The sequence below is a fragment of the Variovorax sp. PMC12 genome, from assembly GCF_003019815.1.
Taxonomy (GTDB): Bacteria; Pseudomonadota; Gammaproteobacteria; order Burkholderiales; family Burkholderiaceae_C; genus Variovorax.
On sequence record NZ_CP027773.1, the window covers coordinates 4299652 to 4325357 of the forward strand.

21 protein-coding genes are annotated in these 25706 nt (G+C 69.8%); 15 read left to right on the plus strand and 6 right to left on the minus strand.

Annotated elements, in window-relative coordinates; genetic code table 11:
- The first annotated feature begins 18 nt into the window (after nt 1–18).
- From C4F17_RS19895 to C4F17_RS19910, 4 genes are read left to right on the plus strand one after another with little or no spacing between them, the layout of a single operon-like run.
- A complete protein-coding gene (locus tag C4F17_RS19895) occupies nt 19–4233 on the plus strand; it encodes a YhdP family protein (RefSeq protein ID WP_106936400.1) in 4215 nt (1404 codons plus the stop codon).
- The gene (locus C4F17_RS19900) at nt 4230–5045 is read left to right on the plus strand and encodes a carbon-nitrogen hydrolase family protein (RefSeq protein ID WP_081268753.1); all 816 of its coding nucleotides are present in this window, start codon (nt 4230–4232) and stop codon (nt 5043–5045) included. Before C4F17_RS19895 ends, C4F17_RS19900 begins: the two co-directional genes overlap by 4 nt.
- Nucleotides 5046–5047: 2 nt before the next feature.
- On the plus strand, nt 5048–7102 hold the full coding sequence (locus C4F17_RS19905) for a two-component system sensor histidine kinase NtrB (RefSeq protein ID WP_106936402.1): 2055 nt from the start codon (nt 5048–5050) through the stop codon (nt 7100–7102).
- A 48-nt stretch (nt 7103–7150) separates the two neighbouring features.
- Nucleotides 7151–7777 (plus strand): response regulator transcription factor, encoded by a 627-nt coding sequence (locus tag C4F17_RS19910; protein WP_081268755.1) that lies wholly within the window; start codon nt 7151–7153, stop codon nt 7775–7777.
- 7 nt (nt 7778–7784) lie between these two features.
- Here C4F17_RS19910 and C4F17_RS19915 read toward each other — a convergent pair whose 3' ends face one another.
- The 3 genes from C4F17_RS19915 to C4F17_RS33170 all read right to left on the minus strand — a co-directional run bounded on the left by C4F17_RS19915 (nt 7785) and on the right by C4F17_RS33170 (nt 9465).
- Nucleotides 7785–8351, minus strand: coding sequence for an OmpA family protein (locus tag C4F17_RS19915; RefSeq protein ID WP_106936404.1), 567 nt, complete (start codon nt 8349–8351; stop codon nt 7785–7787).
- A gap of 117 nt (nt 8352–8468) precedes the next feature.
- Nucleotides 8469–9128: an OmpA family protein gene (locus C4F17_RS19920; protein WP_106936406.1), complete on the minus strand. Its 660-nt coding sequence runs from the start codon at nt 9126–9128 to the stop codon at nt 8469–8471.
- 196 nt (nt 9129–9324) lie between these two features.
- On the minus strand, nt 9325–9465 hold the full coding sequence (locus C4F17_RS33170) for a hypothetical protein (protein ID WP_172839868.1): 141 nt from the start codon (nt 9463–9465) through the stop codon (nt 9325–9327).
- Between C4F17_RS33170 and mltA the strand changes: the two genes are divergently transcribed.
- Together mltA and C4F17_RS19930 are read left to right on the plus strand one after the other, a co-directional pair.
- Nucleotides 9464–10615 (plus strand): murein transglycosylase A, encoded by a 1152-nt coding sequence (gene mltA, locus C4F17_RS19925; RefSeq protein ID WP_106936407.1) that lies wholly within the window; start codon nt 9464–9466, stop codon nt 10613–10615. The genes C4F17_RS33170 and mltA overlap by 2 nt on opposite strands.
- Nucleotides 10616–10751: 136 nt before the next feature.
- Nucleotides 10752–12992 carry a PhoX family protein gene (locus C4F17_RS19930; protein ID WP_106936409.1) on the plus strand — a complete coding sequence of 747 codons (2241 nt, stop codon included), beginning with the start codon at nt 10752–10754 and terminating at the stop codon, nt 12990–12992.
- Between the two features lie 118 nt (nt 12993–13110).
- Here C4F17_RS19930 and C4F17_RS19935 read toward each other — a convergent pair whose 3' ends face one another.
- A complete protein-coding gene (locus C4F17_RS19935; protein ID WP_081268760.1) occupies nt 13111–13578 on the minus strand; it encodes an Lrp/AsnC family transcriptional regulator in 468 nt (155 codons plus the stop codon).
- Nucleotides 13579–13683: 105 nt separating this feature from the next.
- Between C4F17_RS19935 and mdeB the strand changes: the two genes are divergently transcribed.
- The 9 genes from mdeB to C4F17_RS19980 all read left to right on the plus strand — a co-directional run bounded on the left by mdeB (nt 13684) and on the right by C4F17_RS19980 (nt 24035).
- Nucleotides 13684–16341 carry an alpha-ketoglutarate dehydrogenase gene (gene mdeB, locus C4F17_RS19940; protein WP_106936411.1) on the plus strand — a complete coding sequence of 886 codons (2658 nt, stop codon included), beginning with the start codon at nt 13684–13686 and terminating at the stop codon, nt 16339–16341.
- An 82-nt stretch (nt 16342–16423) separates the two neighbouring features.
- Nucleotides 16424–17200, plus strand: a complete 777-nt coding sequence (locus C4F17_RS19945; protein WP_106936412.1) for a FadR/GntR family transcriptional regulator — start codon at nt 16424–16426, stop codon at nt 17198–17200.
- 128 nt (nt 17201–17328) lie between these two features.
- The gene (gene ltnD / locus C4F17_RS19950; protein WP_106937623.1) at nt 17329–18249 is read left to right on the plus strand and encodes an L-threonate dehydrogenase; all 921 of its coding nucleotides are present in this window, start codon (nt 17329–17331) and stop codon (nt 18247–18249) included.
- Nucleotides 18250–18274: 25 nt separating this feature from the next.
- Complete coding sequence (denD, locus tag C4F17_RS19955; protein WP_106936413.1) at nt 18275–19288, plus strand: D-erythronate dehydrogenase; 1014 nt, start codon at nt 18275–18277, stop codon at nt 19286–19288.
- Between the two features lie 3 nt (nt 19289–19291).
- Nucleotides 19292–20587 (plus strand): 3-oxo-tetronate kinase, encoded by a 1296-nt coding sequence (otnK, locus tag C4F17_RS19960; RefSeq protein WP_106936414.1) that lies wholly within the window; start codon nt 19292–19294, stop codon nt 20585–20587.
- A 282-nt stretch (nt 20588–20869) separates the two neighbouring features.
- Nucleotides 20870–21535 (plus strand): class II aldolase/adducin family protein, encoded by a 666-nt coding sequence (locus C4F17_RS19965; RefSeq protein ID WP_106936415.1) that lies wholly within the window; start codon nt 20870–20872, stop codon nt 21533–21535.
- A gap of 12 nt (nt 21536–21547) precedes the next feature.
- Complete coding sequence (otnI, locus tag C4F17_RS19970) at nt 21548–22366, plus strand: 2-oxo-tetronate isomerase (RefSeq protein WP_106936416.1); 819 nt, start codon at nt 21548–21550, stop codon at nt 22364–22366.
- Nucleotides 22363–23571 carry an amidohydrolase family protein gene (locus tag C4F17_RS19975; RefSeq protein WP_106936417.1) on the plus strand — a complete coding sequence of 403 codons (1209 nt, stop codon included), beginning with the start codon at nt 22363–22365 and terminating at the stop codon, nt 23569–23571. The genes otnI and C4F17_RS19975 overlap by 4 nt, the downstream gene beginning before the upstream one ends.
- On the plus strand, nt 23568–24035 hold the full coding sequence (locus C4F17_RS19980; RefSeq protein ID WP_081268768.1) for a RidA family protein: 468 nt from the start codon (nt 23568–23570) through the stop codon (nt 24033–24035). The genes C4F17_RS19975 and C4F17_RS19980 overlap by 4 nt, the downstream gene beginning before the upstream one ends.
- Here the strand turns inward: C4F17_RS19980 and C4F17_RS19985 are convergent.
- Together C4F17_RS19985 and C4F17_RS19990 are read right to left on the minus strand one after the other, a co-directional pair.
- Nucleotides 24028–24720 carry a TetR family transcriptional regulator C-terminal domain-containing protein gene (locus C4F17_RS19985; protein WP_106936418.1) on the minus strand — a complete coding sequence of 231 codons (693 nt, stop codon included), beginning with the start codon at nt 24718–24720 and terminating at the stop codon, nt 24028–24030. The genes C4F17_RS19980 and C4F17_RS19985 overlap by 8 nt on opposite strands.
- Complete coding sequence (locus C4F17_RS19990; protein WP_106936419.1) at nt 24717–25685, minus strand: PDR/VanB family oxidoreductase; 969 nt, start codon at nt 25683–25685, stop codon at nt 24717–24719. The genes C4F17_RS19985 and C4F17_RS19990 overlap by 4 nt, the downstream gene beginning before the upstream one ends.
- Nucleotides 25686–25706 lie beyond the last annotated feature (21 nt).

The following is a 25706-nucleotide window of genomic DNA, read 5'->3' on the forward strand; positions in this document are numbered from 1 at the left end:
GACACAGCGCGATCCTCAATGAACGACACGGCGTCTACCCCTTCACGTCTGCTCAAAATAACCGCTGTGACGGCGCGCTGGCTGCTGGGTCTGTTGATCGCTGCATGGCTTCTGCTGGCGCTGTCAGTCGTTGTCCTACACGCGTGGATTGTGCCGCGAATCGGCGATTTTCGCGGGGCTCTGGAAGCACAGGCTAGCAAGGCCATCGGCGTGCCGGTCCGCATCGGATCGATCACCGCCCGCTCCGAAGGGCTTTTCCCGGCCTTCGAACTGCGCGACGTGGTGCTGCAGGATGCCGACAGGCGCGAGGCCCTTCGCCTCGTGCGCGTGGTGGCCAGCGTGTCGCCGCGCTCGCTGTGGCGCCTCAATTTCGAGCAGCTCTACATCGAGGGTCCGCAGCTCGACGTGCGCCGCGACACTCAGGGAAAACTCCATGTGGCTGGTTTGCACATGGAGACCGACACCACCGGAGAGACCCGCGGCGCCGATTGGTTTTTCGCGCAGCGCGAGCTGGTCATCGAAGGCGGCACGGTGCGCTGGACCGACGAGCAGCGCAAGGCCGAACCGCTCCTGCTGACCGACGTGCGCTTCGTCGCGCGCAACACCGGCCTGCGCCACGGCGTGCGGCTCGACGCCACGCCGCCGGCCGGCTGGGGCGAGCGCTTCACGCTGCGCGGCCAGTTCCGCCAGCCGCTGCTGTCCATGCGCAGCGGCCACTGGCAGACCTGGGACGGCCAGCTCTATGCCGACCTGCCCTACATCGACGTGACCCGCCTCGGGCAGTACGTGTCGCTCGACGCCCGCATCCGCGAAGGCAACGGCGCGCTGCGCGTGTGGGCCGACGTGGACGACGGCCAGATCGTCGGCGGCGCGGCCGACCTGGGGCTCGACAAGGTCGACGTGTCGCTCGACAAGGGGCTGCAGCCGCTGGTGCTTCGCGGCGTCACCGGCCGGCTGTCCGGCCGGCTCACCGCGGACACGCTCGAGTTCTCGACCACCGCGCTGCAGTTCGGCACCAGCGACGGCCTGCGCTGGCCCGGCGGCAACCTGTGGCTGCAGCACACGCCCGCCAGGGGCCGCACGCCCGAGCACGGCGCGCTGCGCGCCGACCGGCTCGACCTCGCGGCACTGGCGCTCATTGCCGACCGGCTGCCGCTGGGCGAGGCCTCGCACCGCCTGCTCGAGGCCTATGCGCCGCGCGGGCTGGTCGAGCACATCGACTTCAACTGGCAGGGCACCCTGGGCGCGCCCGACCGCTACCAGGCCAAGGGCCGCGTGAGCGGCTTGCGCGTGGCCTCGCAACCCGGCACGCCGCAGCCGGCCGCCGCCGCGGCAACGGCTCCGTCCACCACCACGGCCACGGCCAATGCCGCGGCTGCTGCGCCGAAGGTCCATGCCGGCACCCCCGGCCTGAGCGGCGCCACGGTCGACTTCGACGCCACCCACGCCGGCGGCACCGCCACGCTGGCCATCGCGCAGGGCACGCTCGAATTCCCCGGTGTATTCGAGGACCCCGTCATTCCGATCGACCGGCTCTCGACGCAGTTGCAATGGAAGCTCGACAACGGCAATGCGCAGCTCCAGGTCTCCAGGCTGCGCTTCGCCAACGTCGACGCGGAAGGCGACGCCGAGGCCAGCTGGCGCACCAGCGACCCCGCCACCTCCAGCAGCAAGGGCCGCTACCCCGGCGTGCTCGACCTGCAGGGCAAGCTGACCCGTGCCGACGGCACGCGCGTGTTCCGCTACCTGCCGCTCGACATCCCCCAGCACACGCGCGACTACGTGCGCGAAGCCGTCACCAAGGGCACCGCGAGCAGCGTCGATTTCCGCGTGCGCGGCGACCTGCACGACATGCCCTTCCTGGACCCGAAGCAGGGCGACTTCCGCATCGCGGCCAAGGTGGCGGACGTCGACTACGCCTATTCGCCGCCCCACGTGCCGGCCACCGCGCCGCGCAACGGCAAGCCGCCGGCCGTGTGGCCGCCGCTCACCGCGCTGTCGGGCGAACTGGTGTTCGAGCGCGACAGCATGCTGGTGCGCAACGCGCGCGGCCGCCTGGCCGGCGCCGCCGGTGTCGAGGTGACCAGGGCCGAGGCGCAGATCCCGGAGCTGTCGCACCATGCGCCGCAACTGCGCGTCGATGCCCAGGCCAAGGGGCCGCTGGCCGAGGTGCTGCGCGTCGGCGCGCCGCTGGCCGGCACCGAGACGGGGGGTGTCGGCGAGGTCATGCAGCGCGCGCGCGCCACCGGTTCGGCCGACTACAAGCTGCATCTCGAACTGCCGCTCGCCGCCATGGACAACGCCAAGGTGCAGGCCAGCGTGACGCTGGCCGACAACGAGCTGCAGATCGTGCCCGAGGCCCCCTCGTTCTCCCAGACACGCGGCACGCTCAACTTCACCGAAACCGGCTTCTCGCTGGCCGGCGTGCAGGCCAGGCTGCTGGGCGGAGACATCCGCATCGAAGGCCGCGGGCGTTTCTCCGGCCCCAACCGGGAGGTCGCGCTGAAGGCACAGGGCACCGCCACGGCCGACGGCCTGCGCGGCACGCGCGAGGTCGACTGGCTCGCCCGCCTCGCGAAGAACGCGAGCGGCAGCACGCCGTTCTCAGCCACCTTCTCGATGCGCGACGGCACGCCCGAGTTCTCGCTTGCCAGCAGCCTGCAGGGCCTGGCGCTGCAATTGCCGCCGCCGCTCACGAAGTCCGCCGAGGAGCAGATGCCGCTGCGCGTCGAGAAGAAAGTGCTGGCGCGCGACAGCCGCCAGGGCGTCGCCACGCAAGACCAGCTCTCGTTCGAACTCGGCCGGGTCGGCTCGGCGCAATACGTGCGCGAGCTGGTGGGCGGCGAGGCGCGCGTGACGCGCGGCAGCATCGGCGTGGGCCTGGCGCCCGGCGAAACCGCCAGCCTGCCCGACAAGGGCGTGTTCGCGAACATCAACGTCGGCAAGCTCGACATGGGCGCGTGGCAGTCGCTGGTGGGCGATGCCGCTGCAAGCACGGGCACGGGCACGGCCACGGCCACGGGCACGGAAGCCGCCGAGCGGTCCGACGACACCTCCCTGCTCGCCTACCTGCCCACGCGCATCGCGGTGCGCGCGCAGCAGCTGGGCGTTGCCGGGCGCACGCTGCACGACGTGGTGCTCGGCGGCACGCGCGACGGCGCCCTCTGGCGCGCCAACATCGACGCCGCCGAGCTCAGCGGCTACGCCGAATACAGCCATACGCAGGCCGGCCGCCTCTATGCACGGCTCGCGCGCCTGAAGATCGCGCCGTCCGAGGCCACGCAGGTAGAGACCCTGCTCGACGAACAGCCCGGCACCCTGCCCGCCCTGGACATCGTGGTGGACGACTTCGAGCTGCTCGGCAAGCGCCTGGGCCGGGCCGAGATCGATGCCGTCAACCGCGGCGGCGCCGGCCGCGAATGGGCGCTCAACAAGCTGGCCTTCAGCACGCCCGACGCCAACTTCTCGGCCAAGGGCAGCTGGGCCGCGATTCCCGGTGCCGCGGCCGGCCAGCGCCGCACCGCCATGAGCTTCAAGCTGGAGATCGTCGACGCCGGCGAGCTGCTGACGCGCTTCGGCATGCCCGGCGTGCTGCGGCGCGGGCGCGGGCGGCTCGAAGGCGACGTCAACTGGCGCGGTTCGCCGTTCTCGCTCGACTACCCGAGCCTGGGCGGGCAGCTGCAGGTCGACGTCGAGCAGGGCCAGTTCCTCAAGGCCGACCCCGGCCTGGCCAAGCTGCTCGGCGTGCTGAGCCTGCAGGCGCTGCCGAGGCGGCTCACGCTCGATTTCCGCGACGTGTTCAGCCAGGGCTTCGCCTTCGACTTCATCCGCGGCGACGCCAAGATCAGCAAGGGCATCGCCAGCACCAACAACCTGCAGATGAAGGGCGTGAACGCCGCCGTGCTGATGGACGGCTCGGCCGACATCGTGCGCGAGACGCAGAACCTGCGCGTGGTGGTGGTGCCCGAGATCAACGCCGGCACCGCCGCGCTGGTGGCCACCGCCATCAATCCGGCCGTCGGGCTCGGCACCTTCCTGGCGCAGTGGGTACTGAGCAAGCCGCTCTCGGCCGCGGCCACGCAGGAGTTCCATATCGAAGGCACCTGGGCCGACCCCAAAATAGCGAAGGTGCCGCGCTCGCTGCAGCTGCTGCCCCAGGGCATTCCCAACATGCCGGGGCTGCCCAGCACGCCCACCGCGGACGACGGCAAGAAAACGGAGACCACGCAATGAAAGTCGCAGCCATCCAGATGGTGTCGGCCATCGCGCGCGAGGCCAACCTCGCGCGCGCCCACGACCTGCTCGCCCGGGCCGCCGAAGCCGGCGCCGAGCTCGCGGTGCTGCCCGAGTATTTCTGCATGATGGGCGCGCGCGACACCGACAAGCTCGGCCTGCGCGAGACCGCCGGCGCGGGCACGGTGCAGGGCTTCCTGGCCGACGCGGCGCGCGAGTTCGGCCTGTGGATCGTCGGCGGCACGCTGCCCATCGAGAGCACCGACGCCGAGCACGTGTTCAACAGCTCGCTCGCCTTCTCGCCCGAAGGCCGCTGCGTGGCGCGCTACGACAAGATCCATCTCTTCTTCTTCGACAACGGCACCGAGCGCTACGACGAGCGCCGCGTCATCGCGCCCGGCGCCGAGCCCGTGGTGTTCGACCTGCCCTCGCGCGACGGCCACGGCTGGCGCGTGGGCATGAGCGTCTGCTACGACCTGCGCTTTCCCGAGCTGTACCGCGCGCTGGCAAAGCAGGGCGCCGACCTGCTGCTGGTGCCCAGCGCCTTCACGCGCACCACCGGCGCGGCGCACTGGGAGGTGCTGCTGCGCGCCCGCGCCATCGAGAACCTCGCCTGGGTGGTCGCGCCCGCGCAGGGCGGCACGCACGAGAACGGCCGCCAGACCTGGGGTCAGTCGCTGGTCGTCGACCCCTGGGGCACGGTGGTGGCGCAACAGGCCACCGAAGAAGGCGTGGTGCTGTTCGACATCGACGCCGGGCAGGTCGCGCGCATGCGCATGCAGCTGCCCGTGCTTTCGCACAGCGTCCTGTAGCAATGTCCGATGCGCTGCTGACCGTCCCACCGAGGCGATGGGCGCTCATCGCGTTCGCTCGCCTGCGCTCGCTGTGGCAGCGCTGGTTCCTGTGGCTGCTGCTGGCGGTGCTGGTGTCGGCGCTGCTGGTCACGGTGGTGTGGCTCGCGGGCCGGCACGAGGTCGAACAGGTGCAGGCCTCGCTCGACCGCGACACCGCCGACGCCGTGTCCGACCTGCGCAGCGGCTTCCAGCGCAACGCGCAGAGCCTGCGCGCCACGCAGGCCCCGGGCGCCAACCTGGGGCAGTGGAGCGACATCGCCGCCTCGCTGCTGCGCGAGCACCGCGAGTGGCTGCGGCTCGAATGGCGCGACGCCGCGCTGCGCCCGCTGCAGGCCGTCAACACGCCCTACCGCATGCGCATCCTCGACGAGGCCAGCCGCGGGCCCGAGCAGTCCGACGTCACGCTGGCCTGCGCGGCCGCGCGCAAGCTGGGCGCGTCGGCCTACTCGCCGAGCCACTACGTGCCGGTGGCGGGCGGCGGCGGCGTCGAGGTGATGGAGCTGTGCGTGCCGATCGACGCGGGCGGCTACCTCGTGGCCAGCTACTCGCTGCGCGACGCGCTGATCGAGCTGGTCGGCCCCACGCTCACGCGCGGGCAGGAAGTGGCATTCACCGAGGCCGACGGCACGCGGCTGGTGGCGCTGGGCACCTCGCGGCGCACCGGCACGCGCGTGTTCACCTCGCAGCAGCTCATCGACCTGCCGGGCACCTCGCTGATGCTGCGCGTGGACGGCTGGCGCGCGGCGCCAGACCTGTTCCCGAACATGCTCACCGCGCTGGTCACGGCCATCTCGATCGCGCTGGTGTCGGTGCTGGTGCTGCTGGCGCGCGACACCCGCCGCCGCCTGCGCGCCGAACGCGACCTGGCGGACGCGCTGGCCTTTCGCAAGGCGATGGAAGACTCGGTCATCACCGGCTTGCGCGCGCGCGACCTGCAGGGCCGCATCACCTATGTGAACCCGGCCTTCTGCGAGATGGTGGGCTTCACGCCCGAAGAACTCATGGCCGGCAACGCGGAGGCGCCCGACGCGCCCTACTGGCCCACGGAACTGGCGCACGAATACCAGCAGCGCCAGGCGCGGCGTCTGGCGGGCGGCATGCCGCCGCGCGAGGGCTTCGAGTCGGTCTTCATGCGCAAGGACGGCACGCGTTTTCCGGTGCTGATCTTCGAGGCGCCGCTCATCAACGCCCACAAGGTGCAGACCGGCTGGATGAGCGCCTTCATCGACGTGAGCGAGCAGCGCCGCATCGAGGAGCTGTCGCGCGCCAGCCAGGAGCGCCTGCAGGCCAGCGCGCGCCTGGCCACGGTGGGCGAGATGGCGTCGCTGCTGAGCCACGAGCTCACGCAGCCGCTGGCCGCCATTGCCAGCTATGCCAGCGGCTCGCTCAACCTGCTCGGCCCGCATGCGCGCGGCGACCAGGGCGAAGTGGCGATGGCGGTGAGGCGCATCGCCGAGCAGGCCGACCGCGCCGGCCAGGTGATCCGCAGCGTGCACGACTTCGTGCGCCGGCGCGACCGCACGCGCGAGCCGGTCGCGCCGCAGGCGCTGATCGACGCGGTGCTGCCGCTGGTGCGGCTGCAGGCGCGCAAGCTCGGCGTGAGCATCGAGGTGGTGTTCGAAGACCGCCTGCCAGCGGCCATGTGCGACCGCACGCTGGTCGAGCAGGTGCTGCTGAACCTCGCGCGCAACGCGATGCAGGCCATGGACAGCCCCGACAACGTCGGCAGCCGCGTGCTGCGCCTGCGCGTGTCGCGCGCGGCGGCGGTGGGCGGCACGGTGCAGGAAGACGGCCGCCGCTGGCTCGAGTTCTCGGTGGCCGACCTGGGCTGCGGCATCAGCGAGGAAGTGGCCCAGCGGCTCTTCACGCCTTTCTTCACCACCCGCGCCGACGGCATGGGGCTCGGCCTGAGCCTGTGCCGCACGGTGGTGGAGCAGCATGGCGGCGCGCTGGTGTTCGAGCCGAACAAGCCGCGCGGCACCGTCTTCAGGTTTACGCTACCGGCGGCAGCCTGACGGCGCTCTTTTTCCTCAAGCAAACAATCTTCCGCTGGACCTCATGGCATGCAACCGCTGATCGATGGATTGATCTTTATCGTGGACGACGACGCCAGCGTGCGTGAAGCGCTCGCCTGGCTGCTGCGCTCGCGCCGGCTGGCCAGCGAGCATTTCGGCAGCGCGGAGGCCTTCGAGCAGTTCCTCGACCAGGGGCCGCTGCCCCAGCAGCCGCTGTGCCTGCTGCTGGACGTGCGCATGCCGGGCACGAGCGGGCTGGTGCTGTTCGACCGGCTCGTGGAGCGCGGCCTGCTGCCCGCCATGCCGGTGATCTTCCTGACCGGGCACGCCGACGTGCCGACGGCCGTCGACGCCGTGAAGCGCGGGGCGTTCGACTTCTGCGAGAAACCGTTCTCGGACAACGCGCTGGTCGACCGCATCGAGCATGCGCTGAATGCGTCGCTGCAGGCGCTCGAGCTGCAGCGCCAGCGCCGCGGCCTGTCGGAGCGCATCGCCGAGCTGACCGACCGCGAGCGCGACGTGATGCGGCTCGTGATCGAGGGCCTGCCCAACAAGCTCATCGCCGACCAGCTCGCGATCAGCGTGCGCACGGTGGAAGTCCACCGCGCGCGCGTGTTCGACAAGATGGAAGTGAAGTCGGCCGTGGAGCTGGCCAACCGCCTGCGGGACCTCTAGAGGCCCGTCAGACTTTCTCTGCGACGAAGATTTCGACGCGGCGGTTCTGTGCGCGGCCGGCGGCCGTGCCGTTGTCGGCCAGCGGTTCGCGCGAGCCGCGGCCGTCGGTGGTGATGGCGGTGGTCGACACACCGCGCGCCACCAGATGGTTGCGCACGCTGTCGGCACGGCTCACCGACAGGCGCTCGTTGCCTTCTTCGCTGCCGGTGTTGTCGGTGTGGCCCACCACGCGCACGCTGGCGGCAGTGGCGCTCTTCAGGCCGGCGGCGACCTTGTCGAGCACCTGCGCGAGGTTGCGCTTGACGTTGGCACGGCCGGTGTCGAACGACAGCTCGTTCGGGATCACCACGTGCAGCTGGTTGTCGGCGGTCTGCTCGATCACCACTCCGGTGCCCTTGGTCGAAGTTTCGAGGTCGGCCTTCAGCGTGGCCAGGCGCGCGGTCCAGCTGTTCGCCGGTGCGGGGGCCGGTGCCTCGGCGGTCGGCGGCGCGGGTGGCGGCGTCGACTGCGAAGCACAGCCGGCAATGAACAGCAAAGCGGCCGCGGCCGCACTCGAAACGACAAACTTCCTCATGAGATTCCCTCTTCTCTAAATGGACAAATGGCGGGTTCCGGCTTCTTGAAAGCGGCCGGTTCCCCGGTGGAGTGGTCAGGTGGCCGGCGCACCGAGGCGCGCCGGCACCCTGCCGGATCAGCCTTGCGGAGCGCGCTCGCCCACGAAGATCTCGACGCGGCGGTTCTGCGCGCGGCCCGCGTCGCTGTTGTTGTCGGCGATCGGTTCGCGCGAGCCGCGGCCTTCGATGCGGAATGCAGCCGGGTTCACGCCGCGCGCCACCAGGTAGTCGCGCGTGCTGGCTGCACGCTCGACCGACAGCGGGTTGTTGATGGCGTCGGAGCCGGTGCTGTCGGTGTGGCCGATGATGCGCACCTCGGCGTTCGGGTTGTTGCGCAGGCCGTTCGCGAACTGGTCGAGCACCGGCGCGAAGTTCGACTTGATGTTGGCGCGGCCCACGTCGAAGGACACGTCGCTCGGGATCTGCAGCTTCAGCTCGTTGTTGGGCGTTTGCGTGACGGCGATGCCGGTGCCCTGCGTGGCGGCTTCCATCTGGCGCTTCTGGTTTTCCATGCGCTGCGACCACAGGTAGCCGCCGAGCGCGCCGGCCGCGGCACCGACCACCGCGCCCGTGCCGATGGCACCGCGGTTGCCGCCGGTTGCGGAGCCGATCGCCGCGCCGCCCAGGGCGCCGATGCCGGCGCCGATGCCGGTGTTGCGCTGCGTGTCTGTCATGCCTCCGGCGCAGCCGGAGAGGACGAGGGCGGTGGCGGCGGTTGCGAGTACGAACTTTTTCATGGCGATACCTTTCAGGGTTGAGTCAAGCGGGCCACAGCTTAGCTCCCGGGTGCCACGGATGGTACGGCCTCAAAGCCCCACGGAAAATAAGAAAAGTTTCGCCATTGCCCATGAATGCTGCGATGATTGCTACGAAAGTAATAGCAATGGGGTACTTCTCCGACAAGTTGCGGCGGCAACGGACTGCACAAGCAATTCACGCTTCGGGCGGCGGCTTGCGGTCGGTGTCGTCCTCGTCGTGCAATTCACCCTTCTTGCGGCCGGAAAACATGGTCCACCAGATGATCAAGATGAACACAAGTCCCGCGGCGAGGGCTTCAAGCAGAATCAAACCCATGAGAAATGGACTCCAGTGGCTGGTCGGGCTCTTGATCGTAGCAACGCTCGCAGCCTGCTCCACCGGCCCGCGCGCACCCGAGCTGCCGACGCGCCCCCCCGTGATCACCCCGCCGCGCGACCTCGGCCCGCTCACCGGCTCGCTCGCGCATCCCAAGAGCCGCTGGGTGCCGGTCGGCTGGGCCGAGCTGCCGGGCTTCGGCGAAGACCCGCTGCACGAAGCCTGGATCGCGCTGCTGGCCAACTGCTCGCGCCCCAATGCCGCCTTCGCGCCGCTGTGCCGCGACGTGCGCCAGCTGACCATCGCCACGCCCGAAGAACAGCGCCAGTGGATGACCGACCGCCTGCAGCCCTACCGCGTCGAGGCGCTGAACGGCCAGAGCGAAGGCAAGCTCACCAGCTACTACGAGCCGGTGTACGAAGCCTCGCGCGTGCCCACCGCCACCTTCAACGTGCCGATCTACCAGGCCCCCGATGGCCTGGCACCGCGCCGCCCCTGGTACACGCGCCAGGAAATCGAGACCCTGCCCGAAGCCCAGGCCGCGCTGCGCGGCCGCGAGATCGCCTGGATGGCCGACCCCATCGACGCGCTGATGCTGCACATCCAGGGCTCCGGCCGGTTGCGCATCACCGAGGCCAACGGCTGGCAGCACACCGTGCGCATGGCTTTCTCGGCCACCAACGAGCAGCCCTACCGCAGCGTGCAGCAATGGCTCATGAGCCAGGGCGTGACCAAGGTCGGCAAGTGGCCCGACGACACCAAGGCCTGGGCCGCGCAGAACCCCCAGCGCGTGACGCAACTGCTGTGGAGCAACCCGCGCTACGTGTTCTTCCGCGAAGAAACCATGAGCGAGGTCGATGCCGCCTTCGGCCCGCGCGGCGCGCAGGGCGTGCCGCTGACGGCGGGGCGTTCCATCGCGGTCGACCGCGAGAGCATCCCCTACGGCACACCGGTGTGGCTGGCATCCAACGGACCGGCTGCGCAATTGCAGAAGCTGGTGGTGGCGCAGGACACCGGCAGCGCGATCCTGGGCGCCGTGCGGGCCGACTACTTCGCCGGCACCGGCGCCGACGCCGGGCGGCTTGCGGCAAGCATGAACCAGCCGCTGCGGCTGTGGGCGCTGTGGCCGAGGCAGTTGCCGGCGCCCTGATTTTTGCCGGCGCGGCGGGCCGCCAGGGAGATCGATTCAACCTGACGGGAAGCTGAGCAATTCACAGAAGCGTCATACGAAGTGCCTAACTTCGCGGGCTGGTTTCCTTTCCACCCCACGAAGAAAGACATTGCGCATGACCGCAAACACCCGCACCGACGATCCCTCGGTCGATCTCGACGACATCGGCACCAACCCCACGTCGAACCCCTCGTTCACCGACCTGATCGCCGCGCGCCTGAGCCGCCGGCGCCTGTTCGGCCTCGGCGCCGGCACCGCCGGCACGGCCCTGCTGCAAGCCTGCGGCGGCGGTGGTGGCGGCGCAGGCGCCGCACCCTTCCCGATCCTGCCGCCGGCACCCGCCCCAGCCCCCGCGCCGGCACCAGCACCGGCTCCCGCCGGCCCGATGAAGCTTGGCTTCAATGCCGTGGCCAAGAGCCTCGCCGACGTGGTCACCGTGCCCGCCGGCTACACCGCCAGCGTGCTGTACCGCCTGGGCGATCCGACCGCTGCAGGTGTCGCCGCCTACAAGAACGACGGCACCGACGACGCGACCACCTACGACCGCCGCGCCGGCGACCACCACGACGGCATGACCTTCTTCGGCATGAACGCGTCGAACAAGTGGGACGCCACCAGCGCCACGCGCGGCCTGCTCGTGATGAACCACGAAGCCATCACGCCCGTGTTCCTGCACCCCACGGGCCAGACCGCCGTCAGCGGCGTGCGCACCGTTGCCGATGAAGTGCTGCGCGAGTTCTACCTGCACGGCGTGAGCGTGATCGAGGTCAACAAGAGCGGCAGCACCTGGAGCTACAAGCAGGACTCGAGCTTCAACCGCCGCGTCCACACGCTGACCGAAATGACCTTCTCGGGCCCGGCCGCCAAGACCGACTACCTGAAGACCAAGTACTCGACCGACGGCAGCAAGACCCGCGGCACGGTCAACAACTGCGCCAACGGCACCACGCCGTGGGGCACGTACCTGACCTGCGAAGAGAACTGGGCCGGCTACTTCCGCCGCGTCACCGCCAACGACAACGCCAACCGCACCGCCAAGGAACTCGCTTCCTTCAGCCGCTACGGCGTCGCCGGCACCGGCCGCGAGCTCTGGGCCACCGTGACGCCCGACACCGCCGACAACCTGTACGGCCGCTGGAACACCGAAGTCACCGTCGTGGGCGGCACCGCCACCGACGACTACCGCAACGGCGCCAACACCTACGGCTGGGTGGTCGAGATCGACCCCTTCAACCCCACCAGCACGCCGAAGAAGCGCACCGCGCTCGGCCGCTTCGGCCACGAAGGCGCCTGCCTGGGCCCGGTCGTGGTCGGCAAGCCGCTGGTCTGGTACATGGGCGACGACTCGCAGAACGAGTACCTCTACAAGTTCGTGTCGACCAGGAACTGGGACGCGGCCGACATCGGCGGCGGCATTGCAGCCGGCGACAAGTACATGGACGACGGCAAGCTCTACGTCGCCAAGTTCAAGGCCGACGGCACGGGCGACTGGCTCGAACTGAAGCTCGGCGTCAACAACATCACCGCGAGCTACGCCAGCTACGCGTTCGCCGACGCGGCCGACGTGGTGATCAACGCGCGCCATGCGGCCGACGCCGCCGGCGCCACGAAAATGGACCGCCCGGAATGGACGGCCGTGAACCCGAAGAACGGCGAGGTGTACCTCACCCTGACCAACAACTCGGCTCGCGCGATCGGCACCACCGATGCCGCCAACCCGCGTTTCTACAACGACCCCAAGGGCACGAGCTCGCAGCGTGGCAACCCGAACGGCCACATCATCCGCTTCGCCGACACCGGCGGTGACCCGGCGGCCGTCAGCTTCAAGTGGGACGTGTACCTGTTCGGCGCGCGCTCGACCGCATCGGCCGACGTGAACGTGTCCGCCCTCGGCGCCGACAACGACTTCTCCAGCCCCGACGGCATGTGGTTCAGCCAGGCTGCGCCCGGCCTGCTGTGGATCGAGACCGACGACGGCAAGTACACCGACGTGACCAACTGCATGCTGCTCGGGGCGCTGCCTGGCAAGGTCGGCGACGGTGCGGCCAGGACCATCACCAACTTCGACGGCGCCACCGCCGCGCAGCAGGCGACTTTCGTCGGCAAGGCACCGGGGACCGACGGCCTGCGCCGCTTCCTCGTCGGGCCGAAGGAGTGCGAGATCACCGGCATCGCCGAATCGGGCGACGGCCGCGCGCTGTTCGTGAACATCCAGCACCCGGGCGAAGACACCAAGGTGGCCGACATCACGACCCCGGCCAAGTTCTCCAGCCACTGGCCCGAAGGCGGCAACGCCCGCCCGCGCTCGGCGACCATCGTCATCACGAAGAACGACGGCGGCCTGATCGGCCTCTGAACGAAGACCTCCCCCCTTTCCGGGAACACCGTGGAACCGGCTCTGCCGGGCCACTGGTGTTGCCCCCGGCGAGGGGGTAGGCGCAGCGACACGAAGTGCGCGAAGCCTGGGGGAGTACCTAGTCTTTCGGCAACGGCAGCGCCGTCTTGTATCTCACCTGCTTGAGCGCAAAGCTCGAGCGGATCTTCTCGATGCCTGGAATCGGCGTGAGCTGTTCCATGATGAATTTCTCCAGCGCCGCCATGTCGGCCACGGCGATGCGGATCAGGTAGTCGCTGTCGCCTGTCATCAGGTAGCACTCCATCACCTCGTCGTGCTCGGCAATGCGCTGTTCCAGGTCGGCGAGCGACTGCCGGTTCTGCGTCGCGAGGCTGATCGAGATGAACACGTTGAGCCCGAGGCCCAGCGCCTTGGGGTTCGCCAGCGCCACGTAGCGGTCGATCACGCCATGGGTTTCGAGCGCCTTCACGCGGGCCAGGCAGGGCGACGGCGACAGGTGCACGCGGCGCGCGAGTTCCACGTTCGACAGCGCGCCGTCGCGTTGCAGTTCGTCAAGAATGCGCAGGTCGATGGTGTCCAGTTGCATGAAATGCCGCGTCTCCGTAATTTCGCGGAATTTTATGCCGCGAGGTGCGCATGGACTTGCACGCGCCGGTAGCTAATTCTTCGCATGCCGGCCTAAAGTGCCGCCATGAACGCCCCGATTTCCGCCGACCAGATGCGCGCGCTGCTGCTCGATACGCCGCTGTCGCACGACCCCGATCCCGCCGAGACCGCCGAATGGCGCGACGCCTTCCTGGCGCTGGCGCAGTCGCAGGGTCCGCAGCGCGCCAAGCAGATGCTCACCGAGCTGGCACGGCTGGCGCGCCAGCAGCGCATCGGCTGGCAGCCCGAACTGGCCACGCCGTACGTCAACACCATCGCCGCGCAGGACCAGCCGCCGTTTCCGGGCGACCTGGCCATCGAGGAAAAGCTCGCCTCGCTGATGCGCTGGAACGCGCTCGCGATGGTGGCCAAGGCGAACCAGGCGTATGGCGAACTCGGCGGCCACATCGCCAGCTATGCCAGCGCGGCCGACCTGTTCGAAACCGGCTTCAACCATTTCTTCCATGCGCGCAGCGACGCCCATCGCGGCGACCTGGTGTTCTTCCAGCCGCATAGCGCGCCGGGCGTGTATGCCCGTGCCTATCTCGAAGGCCGCCTGAGCGAGGAAGACCTGAAGCACTACCGCCAGGAACTCACCGCGCCCGCCTTCACCGACGGCAGCGGCGCGCGCGGCCTGTGCAGCTATCCGCATCCGTACCTGATGCCGGACTTCTGGCAGTTCCCCACCGGCTCGATGGGCATCGGCCCCATCAGCTCGATCTACCACGCGCGCTTCATGCGCTACCTCACGCACCGCAACCTGCTCGACTGCGAAGGCCGCAAGGTGTGGGGCGTGTTCGGCGACGGCGAGATGGACGAGCCCGAATCGATGAGCGCGCTGACGCTCGCCGCGCGCGAGAAGCTCGACAACCTCGTGTGGGTCGTCAACTGCAACCTGCAGCGGCTCGACGGCCCGGTGCGCGGCAACGGCCGCATCATCGACGAGCTCGAGAAGCTCTTTGCCGGCGCGGGCTGGAACGTCGTCAAGCTGGTGTGGGGCAGCGACTGGGACGGCCTTTTCGCACAGGACGTGAGCGGCGCACTGGCCCGCGTGTTCGCCAACACCGTCGACGGCCAGATGCAGACCTTCGCGGCCAAGGACGGCCGCTTCAACCGCGACAACTTCTTCGGACAGAACCCCGAGCTCGCGCGCCTGGCCGAAGGCATGACCGACGAGCAGATCGACCGCCTGAAGCGCGGCGGCCACGACCTGGTGAAGATCCACGCGGCCTACGCGGCGGCGGCCCGGCACAAGGGCCAGCCCACCGTGATCCTCGCCCACACCAAGAAGGGCTACGGCATGGGCAGCGCCGCGCAGGGCAAGATGACCACGCACTCGCACAAGAAGATGGGCGACGTGGACCTGATCGAATTCCGCGACCGCTTCAACCTGCCGCTGACCGACGCGCAGGCCACGGCAATGGACTTCTACCGCCCGCCGGAAGACAGCGCCGAGATGCGCTACCTGCGCCAGCACCGCGAAGCGCTCGGCGGCGCGATGCCACGGCGCGAGACCGCCTGCGACGTGGTGGCCAAGCCCGACATCGCGAGCTACGCGCAGTTCGCGACCGCGGCCGCCGGCAAGGAAATGAGCACCACCATGGCCTTCGTGCGCATGCTGGGCAACCTGCTGAAAGACCCGGCCCTGGGCCCGCGCATCGTGCCCATCGTGGCCGACGAGGCGCGCACCTTCGGCATGGCCAACCTGTTCAAGCAGGTGGGCATCTATTCGAGCGTGGGCCAGCGCTATGCGCCGGAAGACATCGGCTCGGTGCTGAGCTACCGCGAGGCCACCGACGGGCAGATCCTCGAGGAAGGCATCAGCGAGGCCGGCGCCATCGCGAGCTGGACGGCGGCTGCCACCAGCTACAGCGTGCACGGCCTGGCGATGCTGCCGTTCTACATCTACTACTCGATGTTCGGCTTCCAGCGCGTGGGCGATGCCATCTGGGCCGCGGCCGACCAGCGTGCGCGCGGCTTCCTGCTGGGCGCCACGTCGGGGCGCACCACGCTCGGCGGCGAAGGCCTGCAGCACCAGGACGGCAGCAGCCACCTGGTGGCCGCGACCATTCCCAACTGCAAGGCCTACGACCCGGCGTATGCGGGCGAGATGGCGGTGATCGTCGACGCGGGCATCCGCGAGATGATGGTCGAGCAGCAGGACGTGTTCTATTACGTCACGCTCATGAACGAGAACTACGCGCAGCCCGACGTGCCCGAGGGCGCGGAAGGCGACATCCTGCGCGGCTGCTACCGCTTCGGCACTTACGCGCCGGCATCGGGCAAGGCGAAGAAGAAGGTCACGCTGATGGGCTCGGGCGCGATCCTCACCGAAGTCGTCAAGGCGGCGCAGCTGCTGGCCGACGAAGGCATCGAGGCCGAGGTGTTCAGCGTCACGAGCTGGAGCGAACTCGCGCGCGACGGGCTGGCCTGCGAGCAGCGCGCACTGGCTGGCGAGAAAGATGCCGGCGCTGCGTTCGTCGCGCGGCAGCTCGGCAAGGGCGGCAAGGCGCCCATCGTTGCCGCCACCGACTACGTGCGCGCCGTGCCCGAGAGCGTGCGCGCCTTCCTGCCCGAAGGCCGCCGCTACATCACGCTGGGCACCGACGGCTTCGGTCGCAGCGACACGCGCGCTGCGCTGCGCGGCTTCTTCGGGGTGGATGCGGCCAGCATCGCGAGCGCCGCGCGCCACGCGCTGGCCTGAGCAGGCCGGGCACGGCGCAACGGGCGGGAACGGTCCGCGCTGGGGCTGCGTTAGAGTCGCAGCCCATCGCCGCACCACGCCCATGACCGCCCGCTTCCAGTCCGTCGCCCCCACCGTCCGCCTGGCCGACCAGGTGGCCGATGCCTTGGCCGCGGAGGTGCGCAGCGGTCGCCTGTCCGAAGGCGACCGGCTTCCCACCGAGACCGCATTGGCCGCGCAGTTCGGCGTGAGCCGCACCGTGGTGCGCGAAGCCGTGTCGCGGCTCAAGTCGCTGGGCCTGGTCGATTCGCGCCAGGGCAGCGGCGTGTATGTGCGCGCCGCCGGCATCGAGCCGCTGCGCTTCGAGATGCCGCATGTCGCCTCGCGCGAGGCGGTGGTCCAGATGGTCGAGCTGCGCCGCGCGCTCGAAGCCGAGGTGGCCGCGCTGGCCGCCGAGCGGCGCACCAAGGCCGACCTGCGCCGCATCCGCGAAGCCATCAAGGCGCTCAAGGCGGCGGCGGCGGACGGCGGCAACGGGGCCGAAGAAGACGTGCGCTTCCACACCGCCATCGCCGAGGCCGCGCGCAACCCCTTCCTTCTTGGCACGCTGCAGTACCTGCGGCAGTTCCTGCATGGCGCCACCCGCGTCACGCGCGCCAACGAGGCACGCCGAGCCGACTTCGCCGCCCAGGTGGCGCAGGAGCATGCGCTGATCGTCGACGCCATCGACGCTGGCGACCCGGTGCGCGCGCGCGAAGCCGCCAAGTCGCACATGGACAACGCGATCCGCCGCATCGAGCAGGCCGACCCGGCGTTCTGGCAGCAGGAGGGCGCCCGGCTCGCGCGGCCGTTGGTCGAAGGCTGGCCCGCGCGCAACTGAGCCGCGCACGCCCCGGTGCGGGTTAGATCGGATCGGCTCGAGCGATGGGAATTTGTATGATGACCTTACAAATCGAGCCGCAGGCCATCGTGGCCTACGCTGTACCACCGTCCAAGGAAAGCGCGTCCATGACCTCTTCACCTGTCCCCGTCGTCGGCCTCGTGGGCCTTGGTGCCATGGGTGCCGGCATGGCGCAGTCGCTGCGCCGCGCCGGCCATGCGCCGCATGTGTTCGACGTGCGCCGCGAAGCCGCCGAGGCCTTCGCCCGAGACGGCGGCACGGCCTGCGCCACGCTCGAGGCGCTGGGCGCGCAGTGCGACATCGTGGTGTCCGTCGTCGTCAACGCCGCGCAGACCGAATCGGTGCTGTTCGGCGACGGCACCGCGCCCGGCTGCGCCGCATCGATGAAGCCCGGCAGCCTGTTCGTGATGTGCTCCACCGTCGATCCCAACTGGTCTGTCGCGCTCGAGGCGCGCCTCGCGACGCTCGGCATCCTGTACCTCGACGCGCCCATCTCCGGCGGCGCCGTCAAGGCCGCCAGCGGCCAGATGACGATGATGACCGCCGGCACGCCGGCCGCCTACGAGAAAGCCGGCGCGGTGCTCGACGCGATGGCCGCCAAGGTCTACCGCCTCGGCGACCGCGCGGGCGCGGGCAGCAAGGTGAAGGTCATCAACCAGCTGCTGGCGGGCGTGCACATCGCCGCCGCGGCCGAGGCGATGGCGCTGGGCCTGCGCGAAGGCGTGGACCCGGCCGCGCTCTACGAGGTCATCACGCACAGCGCCGGCAACAGCTGGATGTTCGAGAACCGCATGGCCCATGTGCTGGCAGGCGACTACACGCCGCTGTCGGCCGTCGACATCTTCGTGAAGGACCTGGGACTGGTGCTCGACGTGGCGCGGGCCAGCAAGTTTCCGCTGCCGCTGTCGTCCACCGCGCACCAGATGTTCATGCAGGCCTCGACCGCGGGCTACGCGCGCGAGGACGACAGCGCGGTCATCAAGATCTTCCCCGGCATCGAGGTGCCGGCCCCGAAAAAAGAAGCCTGAAAAGAAAGCACAGAGAGACACACACATGAACATCCTCATCACCGGCGGCTGCGGCTTTCTCGGCGCCCGCCTCGCCCGCACGCTGCTCGCCGGCGGCCATCTCGCGCTGGCCGGCGCCGCCGCGCAGCCCGTGTCGCGCATCACCCTGGCCGACCGCGTGCCGCCGCCCGCCGACTTGGCCGGCGATGCGCGCGTGCAGTTCGTGCAGGGCGACCTGCTCGAACAGCTCGCGAGCGGCGCGCTGCCCATGGCCGAGACGCAGCTCGTGTTCCACCTCGCCGCGGCAGTCAGCGGCGAGTGCGAAGCCGACTTCGACCTCGGCATGCGCAGCAATCTCGACGCCACGCGCGGCCTGCTCGAAGCCGCGCGCCGCGCCGGCCATGCGCCGGTGTTCGTGTTCTCCAGCTCGGTCGCGGTGTTCGGCGATTCGCCCGAGCAGCGCCTGCCGGCGGTGATCGAAGACACCACGCTGCCGACGCCGCAGAACAGCTACGGCATCCAGAAGTTCATCGGCGAGCAGCTGGTGGCCGACTTCACGCGCAAGGGCTTCGTGCAGGGCCGCAACGTGCGGCTCATGACGGTGTCGGTGCGCCCGGGCAAGCCCAACGGCGCGGCCTCCAGCTTCCTCAGCGGCATGCTGCGCGAGCCGCTGGCCGGCGAGCGCGCGCGCTGCCCCGTGCCGCCCGACACGCCGGTCGCGCTGGCCTCTCCCGGCAACACCGTCGCCGGCATCGTCCGCGCGGCCACGGCCAGCGCCGCCGAGTGGGGCGCGCGCACGGCCGTCAACCTGCCCGCGCTCACCACCACCGTGCGCGACATGGCGCAGGCGCTCGAACGCATCGCGGGCAAGGAAGCCACTGGCCTGATCGACTGGGCGCCCGATGCCGCCGTCGCGAAGATCGTCACCAGCTGGCCCAGCCGCATCAATGCCGCGCGCGCCGAGGCGCTGGGCCTGGAGGCCGACGCCAGCTTCGACGCCATCCTGCGCGACTATGTGCGAGAGAACGCGCAGGCCGTGAAGCTGCCGCTGAAGGACTGAGCCATGGCCAAGCTCGTGCTCGGCTGCATCGCCGACGATTTCACCGGCGCCACCGACCTCGCCAACAACCTGGTGCGCGCCGGCATGCGCGTGGTGCAGGCCATCGGCGTGCCCGAAGCGCCGAGCGCGGGGGCCGAACGACCGCCGCTCGACGCGGATGTCGATGCCGTGGTGGTCGCGCTCAAGTCGCGCACCATCGCGCCGGCCGAGGCCATCGCGCAATCGCTGGATGCGCTGCGCTGGTTGCAGGCGCAGGGCGCGCAGCAGATCTACTTCAAGTACTGCTCCACCTTCGACAGCACGCCGCAGGGCAACATCGGCCCCGTCACGGAAGCGTTGATGGACGCGCTGAACTGCGACTTCACTATCGCCACCCCCGCTTTCCCCGACAACAAGCGCACCGTGTTCAAGGGCTACCTGTTCGCTGGCGACGTGCTGCTGAACGAAAGCGGCATGCAGAACCATCCGCTCACGCCGATGACCGACCCGAACCTGGTGCGCGTGCTGCAGGCGCAGTGCGAGCGCAGGGTGGGGCTGATCGACTACGCCGTGGTGGCGCGCGGCGCGGCGGCCATCGGCGAACGCATCGCGCAGCTGAAGGCCGAAGGAATCTCGATCGCCATCGTCGATGCGGTGTCGAACGACGACCTGGTGCGCATGGGCCCCGCGCTCGCGAAGATGCCGCTCGTCACCGCAGGCTCCGGCGTCGCCATCGGCCTGCCGGCCAACTTCGGCCTCGCGCCTTCCTCGCAGGCCAGCGCATTGCCGGAGGCCGGCGGCAAGACGGCAGTGGTCTCTGGCAGCTGCTCGCTCGCCACCAACCGGCAGGTGCAAGACTTCATCCAGCGCGGCGGCGCGGCCATGGCCGTGGACCCTCTGCGCATTGCGCAGGGCGTCGACGTCGCGGCAGAAGCGCTGGCATGGGCTGCGCCGTTGATCGACAAGGGCCCCGTGCTTGTCTACTCCACAGCCGATGCCGGCGCCGTGAAGTCGGTGCAGGGCAAGCTCGGCGTGGAGGAGGCCGGCGCGATGGTCGAGCGCACCATCGCCGCCATCGCGCGTGGCCTGGTCGAGCGCGGTGTGCGCCAGTTGGTGGTGGCCGGCGGCGAAACCTCCGGCGCATGCGTGCAGGCGCTGGGCATCTCGCAGATGCAGATCGGCCCGCAGATCGACCCCGGCGTGCCGTGGTGCCATGCGCGTTCCGACGCTGCGCCTGAAGGCGGCTTGCATATCGCGCTCAAGTCGGGCAACTTTGGCAGCGATGATTTTTTTACCAAGGCGTTTGCGGTGCTTGGATGACGTTCGTGATTCAGGGCTCGCTCACGTCGACGGGGTACCTTGCTCCGCGAATGTCCCCCGCCCTTCGGGCTCCTCCTTTATTTCGCTGCGCAAGGCACCCCATCGCCGTGAGCGTTGGACAGAGCGCCGGTCGATCGGCCGAGCACCAGCAGCGTGCCCACTGCACAGGGCGCCGGGTGCTCCCCGCAGCGAAATAAAGGAGGAGGCCGCAGGCCGGGGGACATTCGCGGAGGGGAGTACCCGGTGGCCTGTGCAGCCCCCCGAACAACAGCGTTAAAAGAAATGACCGAAACCCAAACCAGAGAAGAAATCTGCCGCACAGGCCGCAGCCTGTTCGACAGAGGCTACGTGCACGCTACCGCCGGCAACATCAGCGTGCGGCTGGACGACGGCTTCCTCATCACGCCGACCGACGCCTGCCTCGGCTTCCTCGACCCCGCACGCCTTGCAAGGCTCGACGCGCAAGGCCGGCAGACGAGCGGCGACCGCGCCAGCAAGACCATCGCGCTGCACACCCGCATCTACGCCGCCGCGCGCAAGTTCGACGCACACACCGCCTGCGTCATCCATACCCACAGCACCCACTGCGTCGCGCTCACGTTGAACCCGACAGGCGACGAACTGCTCCCCGCGCTCACGCCCTACTTCGTGATGAAAGTCGGCCATGTGCCGGTCATTCCGTACCACCGTCCCGGTGCAGCCGAGGCGGCCGAACAAGTCGCTCAGGCCATCGAACGCATGGGCACCGCCGGCACCCCGATCCGCGCCGTGATGCTCTCGCGCCTGGGCCCCAACGTCTGGCACGACACCCCCGCCGCCGCCATGTCCGTGCTCGAGGAACTCGAGGAAACCGCCCGGCTCCGGATGCTCACCCAGGCTGCAAGCCCCGAGCCGCTGGATGCCGCACAGATCGATGAACTGCGCCGCACCTTCGGCGCGCGCTGGTAGTAAAAACACCCCATGCCCCAATTCGCCGCCAACCTCTCGATGCTCTACCCGGAGCTCGACTTCCTCGACCGCTTCGACGCCGCCGCGCAAGACGGCTTCCACGGCGTCGAATACCTCTTCCCCTATGCCTTCCCGCAGAAAGAGATCGTGGCCCGCCTGCAGGCCAACGGCCTGAAGCAGGTGCTCTTCAACGGCCCGCCCGGCGACTGGGACGGCGGCGACCGCGGCCTCGCCTGCCTGCCGGGGCGCGACGCCGAATTCCGCGAAGGCATCGCCAGGGCCGTCGACTACGCCGTGGCGCTCGACTGCCCGCGCATCCACGTCATGGCCGGCCTCGTGCCCGAAGGCCTGGAGCGCGATGCAGTGCAGGCCGTGTACCTCGACAACCTGCGCTGGGCCGCCGCCGAAGCCGCCAAGGCCGGGCGCGACGTGCTGATCGAGCCGATCAACACGCGCGACATTCCGCGCTTCTTCCTCAACCGGCAAGACCATGCGCACGAGATCGTCGAAGCCGTCGGCGCGCCCAACCTCAAGGTGCAGATGGACCTGTACCACTGCCAGATCGTCGAAGGCGACGTGGCGATGAAGATCCGCAAATACCTGCCCACCGGCCGCGTCGGCCACCTGCAGATCGCGGGCGTGCCCGAGCGCCACGAGCCCGACATCGGCGAGCAGAACTACCCCTACCTGTTCGACGTGATCGACGAGGTGTCGGCGCAGTGCGGCTGGCAGGGCTGGGTCGGCTGCGAGTACCGGCCCGCCCGCGGCGCCGAACCCGGCGGCACGTCGGCCGGCCTGGGCTGGCTGCGCGCCTGGCGGCAGCGCGCATGAAGCTCGAGGCCTTGCGCATTCCGGCGCCGCTGCGGGGCTTCGGTGCCGGCGACGCGGAGCTGTTCGACATCGTGCTGGCTGCCGGCAAGGTCGAATCGATCACGCCGAGCGCCGATCAGAAGCACGCGCGTGGCACGCTGCTGAGCGCGCTGGTCGAGGCCCATGCGCACATCGACAAGAACTACACCGTGCAGGACGTGGGCGCCGCGCAGGGCAACCTGTTCGCGGCCATCGACCGCATGAACCGGCACCGCGACAGCTGGACCGGCGAGTCGCTGCGCCTGCGCATGGAGCGCGCGCTGCACGACGCATGGCAGTGCGGCACCCGCGCGCTGCGCACGCACCTCGACTGGGTGCAGGCCGAGCCGCCGGCCGCGCTGCCCGTGTTCGAAGCCTTGCGCGAGGAATGGCGCGGCCGCGTCGAGCTGCAGTTCGTTTCGCTCACGCCGCTCGACCTGTTCGCCGACCTCGCGGCCGGCGAGCGCATCGCGCGCGAGGTGAAGCGCGCGGGCGGCGTGCTGGGCGCCTTCGTCTACCGCAACGACGGCATCGTGCACAAGCTGGGGCGCGTGTTCGACCTGGCGCAGCAGCACGGGCTGGCGCTCGACTTCCACGTGGACGAAGGGCTCGACGCCGAAGCCGGCGGCCTGCGCAGCATCGCGCAACTGGTTCGCGCGCGCGACTTCAAGGGCGGCGTGGCCTGCGGCCATGCCTGCTCGCTGTCGGTGCAGGACGATGCGGTCGCGGGCGAAACCCTCGCGCTGTGCGCGGGCGCCGGGCTGCATCTCATCGCGCTGCCCACCACCAACCTCTACCTGCAGGGCGCATGGGACCGCACGCCGGTGCAGCGCGGCATCACGCGCATCCGCGAGGCGGCGGCACGGGGCTTGCGTGCGAGCCTGGCGACCGACAACGTGCAGGACGCCTTCTATCCCTACGGCAGCTACGACCTGCTGGAGACCTTCGGCCTCGGCGTGCAGGTGGCGCACCTGGCGCCCGCGGCCGACTGGCTCGACACCATTACCGTGAACCCCGCGAAGGCGCTGGGGCTCGCGTGGGACGGGCGCATCGCACCGGGCTGCCCGGCGGATCTGCTGGTGCTGTCGGCCACCGGTGAACACGAACTCATCGGCCCGCGCGGACGGCAACGCACCGTCATCCGCGCCGGCCGGATCATCGAGAAAAATCTGGAGAAAACCCAATGAGCATGGGCAAGCCAATGGCCAACTATGCCGCCGCCAAGCGCGTCGGCGATTTCGTCTTCATGAGCGGCGTGGTCGCGGTCGACCCGGCCACGCGCCGCGCCGTCGCCGGCTACGACGCCATTCCCGAAGAAGCGCGCACCGCGCTGCAGGGCGTGGGCTACGCCACCGGCCAGATGTCGGTGGACGTTTTCGAGGCGCCCATCGTGGCGCAGAGCTGGTTCGTGCTGGAGCGCATCCGCCAGATCGCCGCCGAGCACGGCGGCACCATGGAAGACGTGGTCAAGCTGGTGCAGTACTTCCGCCACCTGCCGCACTACGCCTTCTACAACCGCGTGCGCGGCCTTTTCTATCCGGGCGAGCCGCCGGTGAGCACGGTGGTCGAGGTGTCGCGCTTCCTGCCGGGGGACGAGGTGCTCGTCGAGGTGGAGGCCACGATGTACCTTCCTTCGAAGCGCTCTACCTGACCCCCGCGCCCTTGAGCAGGAAATCGGTCACCTGCTCGATCAGGTAGCGCCGGTCTTTCTCGTCGCCTTGCTGGGCCGTATCGCGGAAGTAGGCGGCCTGCGTGGCATGGTCGGCATAGAACTGCGTCACTGCCCAGATGTGGAACAGCACGAGCATCGGGTCGGCCTTGTCCATCAGGCCCTGGTTCATCCAGTTCCGGATCACGGCGGCGGCCTGGTCGGTGCGGGCCTTGCTCGTGGTCATCATGTCGTTGATGACCGGCGCGCCGCGCATCATCTCGGCCGTGAAGATGCGCGAGCGCAGCGGATGGTCGAACGAGAACACCATCTTGCGGTGGATCAGGTCGCCCAGCACCTTGCGCGGGCCGAAGGCTTCGTCGCTGAAACCGAACACCACGATCCAGTCGGTCAGGATGTCCTGCAGCACCTGCCGGTACAGCGCTTCCTTGCTCTCGATGTAGTAGTGCAGCTGCGCCTTCGACAGCCCCGCCTTGTCGGCGATGGCCTGGGTCGACGCGCCGGCCAGCCCCTCGCTCGCGAACACCTCGATGGCGGCCTGGTTGATGAGGCCGAGCACCTGCGTGTACTTGCGCGAGCGTCCGCGCGTGGCGGGGGCCTCGCCGTCGCCCTCGTCGGCAGCGGCGGGGGGCTTGGTGGTGGTGTTGTTGGAAGCGCGCGCGTTCACAGCTGAAGCACCAGCTCCGTGCCCCTGGCGCGGGAGCAGCACAGCGCCACCTTGTGGCGGCGCTCGCTGCCGGTCAGGCAGAAGTCGCGGTGCTCGGCGCCTTCGCCGTCGCCCTCGACCACGCAGGTTCCGCACAGGCCCTGCTGGCACGACACCGGGATGTCGATGCCGACTTCGTGCAGCGCATCGACGGCGGTCTGGTCGGCCGCCACCGGCACGCTGATGCCGCGCCGCGCGAGCTTGAGCGTGAAGGGCAGGCCGGTGGCGGTGTTGGCGTCGGTGGGGGCGGCGAAGTATTCGGCGTGCAGGGCGTCTTCGGGCCAATCCGTCATTGCGGCCGCGTCGCGCACCGCCTGCATGAAGCCGCCCGGCCCGCACACATAGAGATGCGTGCCCGGCGCGCGCTCGGCCAGCAGCGCGCGCAGGTCGATGCGCTGCGAGGCGTCGCCCTGGTCCAGGTGCAGCCGCAGATGCGGCGCCAGCGCGGGCGCGTGCAGCGCGTCTGCAAAGGCCAGGTGCTCCTCGCTGCGCGCGAACACGCACAGCGTGAACGAGGCGCCGCGCGCGGCCAGCGCCTGCGCCATCGCCAGCAGCGGCGTCATGCCGATGCCGCCGGCCAGGAGCAGGTGATGCGCGGCTTCCTCGCGCAGCGGGAAGGTGTTGCGCGGGGCGCTGATCGGCAGCAGGTCGCCTTCGCGCACGCGCTCGTGCATCGATGCCGAGCCGCCGCGGCTGCCGAGCTCGCGCTTCACGCCGATCACGTAAGGCGCCGCGTTGCCCGAAGGCGCCCGCGCCAGCGAGTACTGGCGCGAGAAGCCGCCGGGCATGTGCACGTCGATGTGCGCGCCGGCCTCGTAGGCCGGCAGCGGCCGGCCCCACGGATGGGCCAGCTCGAAGGCCAGGATTTCCGGCGTCTGCCGCGAGATGCGTTCGACGCGGACGGTGAGCGTGCGTTCGAGGCTCATGGTGCGAGCTCCCTATTCTTT

Excerpts from the sequence above, each read along its gene's own strand:
- C4F17_RS19895 (WP_106936400.1), top strand. The coding sequence starts at position 19 with ATGAACGACACGGCGTCTACCCCTTCACGTCTGCTCAAAATAACCGCT.
- otnK (WP_106936414.1), top strand. The coding sequence starts at position 19,292 with ATGGCCAAGCTCGTGCTCGGCTGCATCGCCGACGATTTCACCGGCGCC.
- C4F17_RS19945 (WP_106936412.1), top strand. The coding sequence starts at position 16,424 with ATGACCGCCCGCTTCCAGTCCGTCGCCCCCACCGTCCGCCTGGCCGAC.
- C4F17_RS19930 (WP_106936409.1), top strand. The coding sequence starts at position 10,752 with ATGACCGCAAACACCCGCACCGACGATCCCTCGGTCGATCTCGACGAC.
- C4F17_RS19975 (WP_106936417.1), top strand. The coding sequence starts at position 22,363 with ATGAAGCTCGAGGCCTTGCGCATTCCGGCGCCGCTGCGGGGCTTCGGT.
- C4F17_RS19905 (WP_106936402.1), top strand. The coding sequence starts at position 5,048 with ATGTCCGATGCGCTGCTGACCGTCCCACCGAGGCGATGGGCGCTCATC.
- C4F17_RS19920 (WP_106936406.1), bottom strand. The coding sequence starts at position 9,128 with ATGAAAAAGTTCGTACTCGCAACCGCCGCCACCGCCCTCGTCCTCTCC.
- denD (WP_106936413.1), top strand. The coding sequence starts at position 18,275 with ATGAACATCCTCATCACCGGCGGCTGCGGCTTTCTCGGCGCCCGCCTC.
- C4F17_RS19910 (WP_081268755.1), top strand. The coding sequence starts at position 7,151 with ATGCAACCGCTGATCGATGGATTGATCTTTATCGTGGACGACGACGCC.
- C4F17_RS19915 (WP_106936404.1), bottom strand. The coding sequence starts at position 8,351 with ATGAGGAAGTTTGTCGTTTCGAGTGCGGCCGCGGCCGCTTTGCTGTTC.
- otnI (WP_106936416.1), top strand. The coding sequence starts at position 21,548 with ATGCCCCAATTCGCCGCCAACCTCTCGATGCTCTACCCGGAGCTCGAC.
- C4F17_RS19935 (WP_081268760.1), bottom strand. The coding sequence starts at position 13,578 with ATGCAACTGGACACCATCGACCTGCGCATTCTTGACGAACTGCAACGC.
- C4F17_RS19990 (WP_106936419.1), bottom strand. The coding sequence starts at position 25,685 with ATGAGCCTCGAACGCACGCTCACCGTCCGCGTCGAACGCATCTCGCGG.
- C4F17_RS19900 (WP_081268753.1), top strand. The coding sequence starts at position 4,230 with ATGAAAGTCGCAGCCATCCAGATGGTGTCGGCCATCGCGCGCGAGGCC.
- mltA (WP_106936407.1), top strand. The coding sequence starts at position 9,464 with ATGAGAAATGGACTCCAGTGGCTGGTCGGGCTCTTGATCGTAGCAACG.
- mdeB (WP_106936411.1), top strand. The coding sequence starts at position 13,684 with ATGAACGCCCCGATTTCCGCCGACCAGATGCGCGCGCTGCTGCTCGAT.
- ltnD (WP_106937623.1), top strand. The coding sequence starts at position 17,329 with ATGACCTCTTCACCTGTCCCCGTCGTCGGCCTCGTGGGCCTTGGTGCC.
- C4F17_RS19965 (WP_106936415.1), top strand. The coding sequence starts at position 20,870 with ATGACCGAAACCCAAACCAGAGAAGAAATCTGCCGCACAGGCCGCAGC.
- C4F17_RS33170 (WP_172839868.1), bottom strand. The coding sequence starts at position 9,465 with ATGGGTTTGATTCTGCTTGAAGCCCTCGCCGCGGGACTTGTGTTCATC.
- C4F17_RS19980 (WP_081268768.1), top strand. The coding sequence starts at position 23,568 with ATGAGCATGGGCAAGCCAATGGCCAACTATGCCGCCGCCAAGCGCGTC.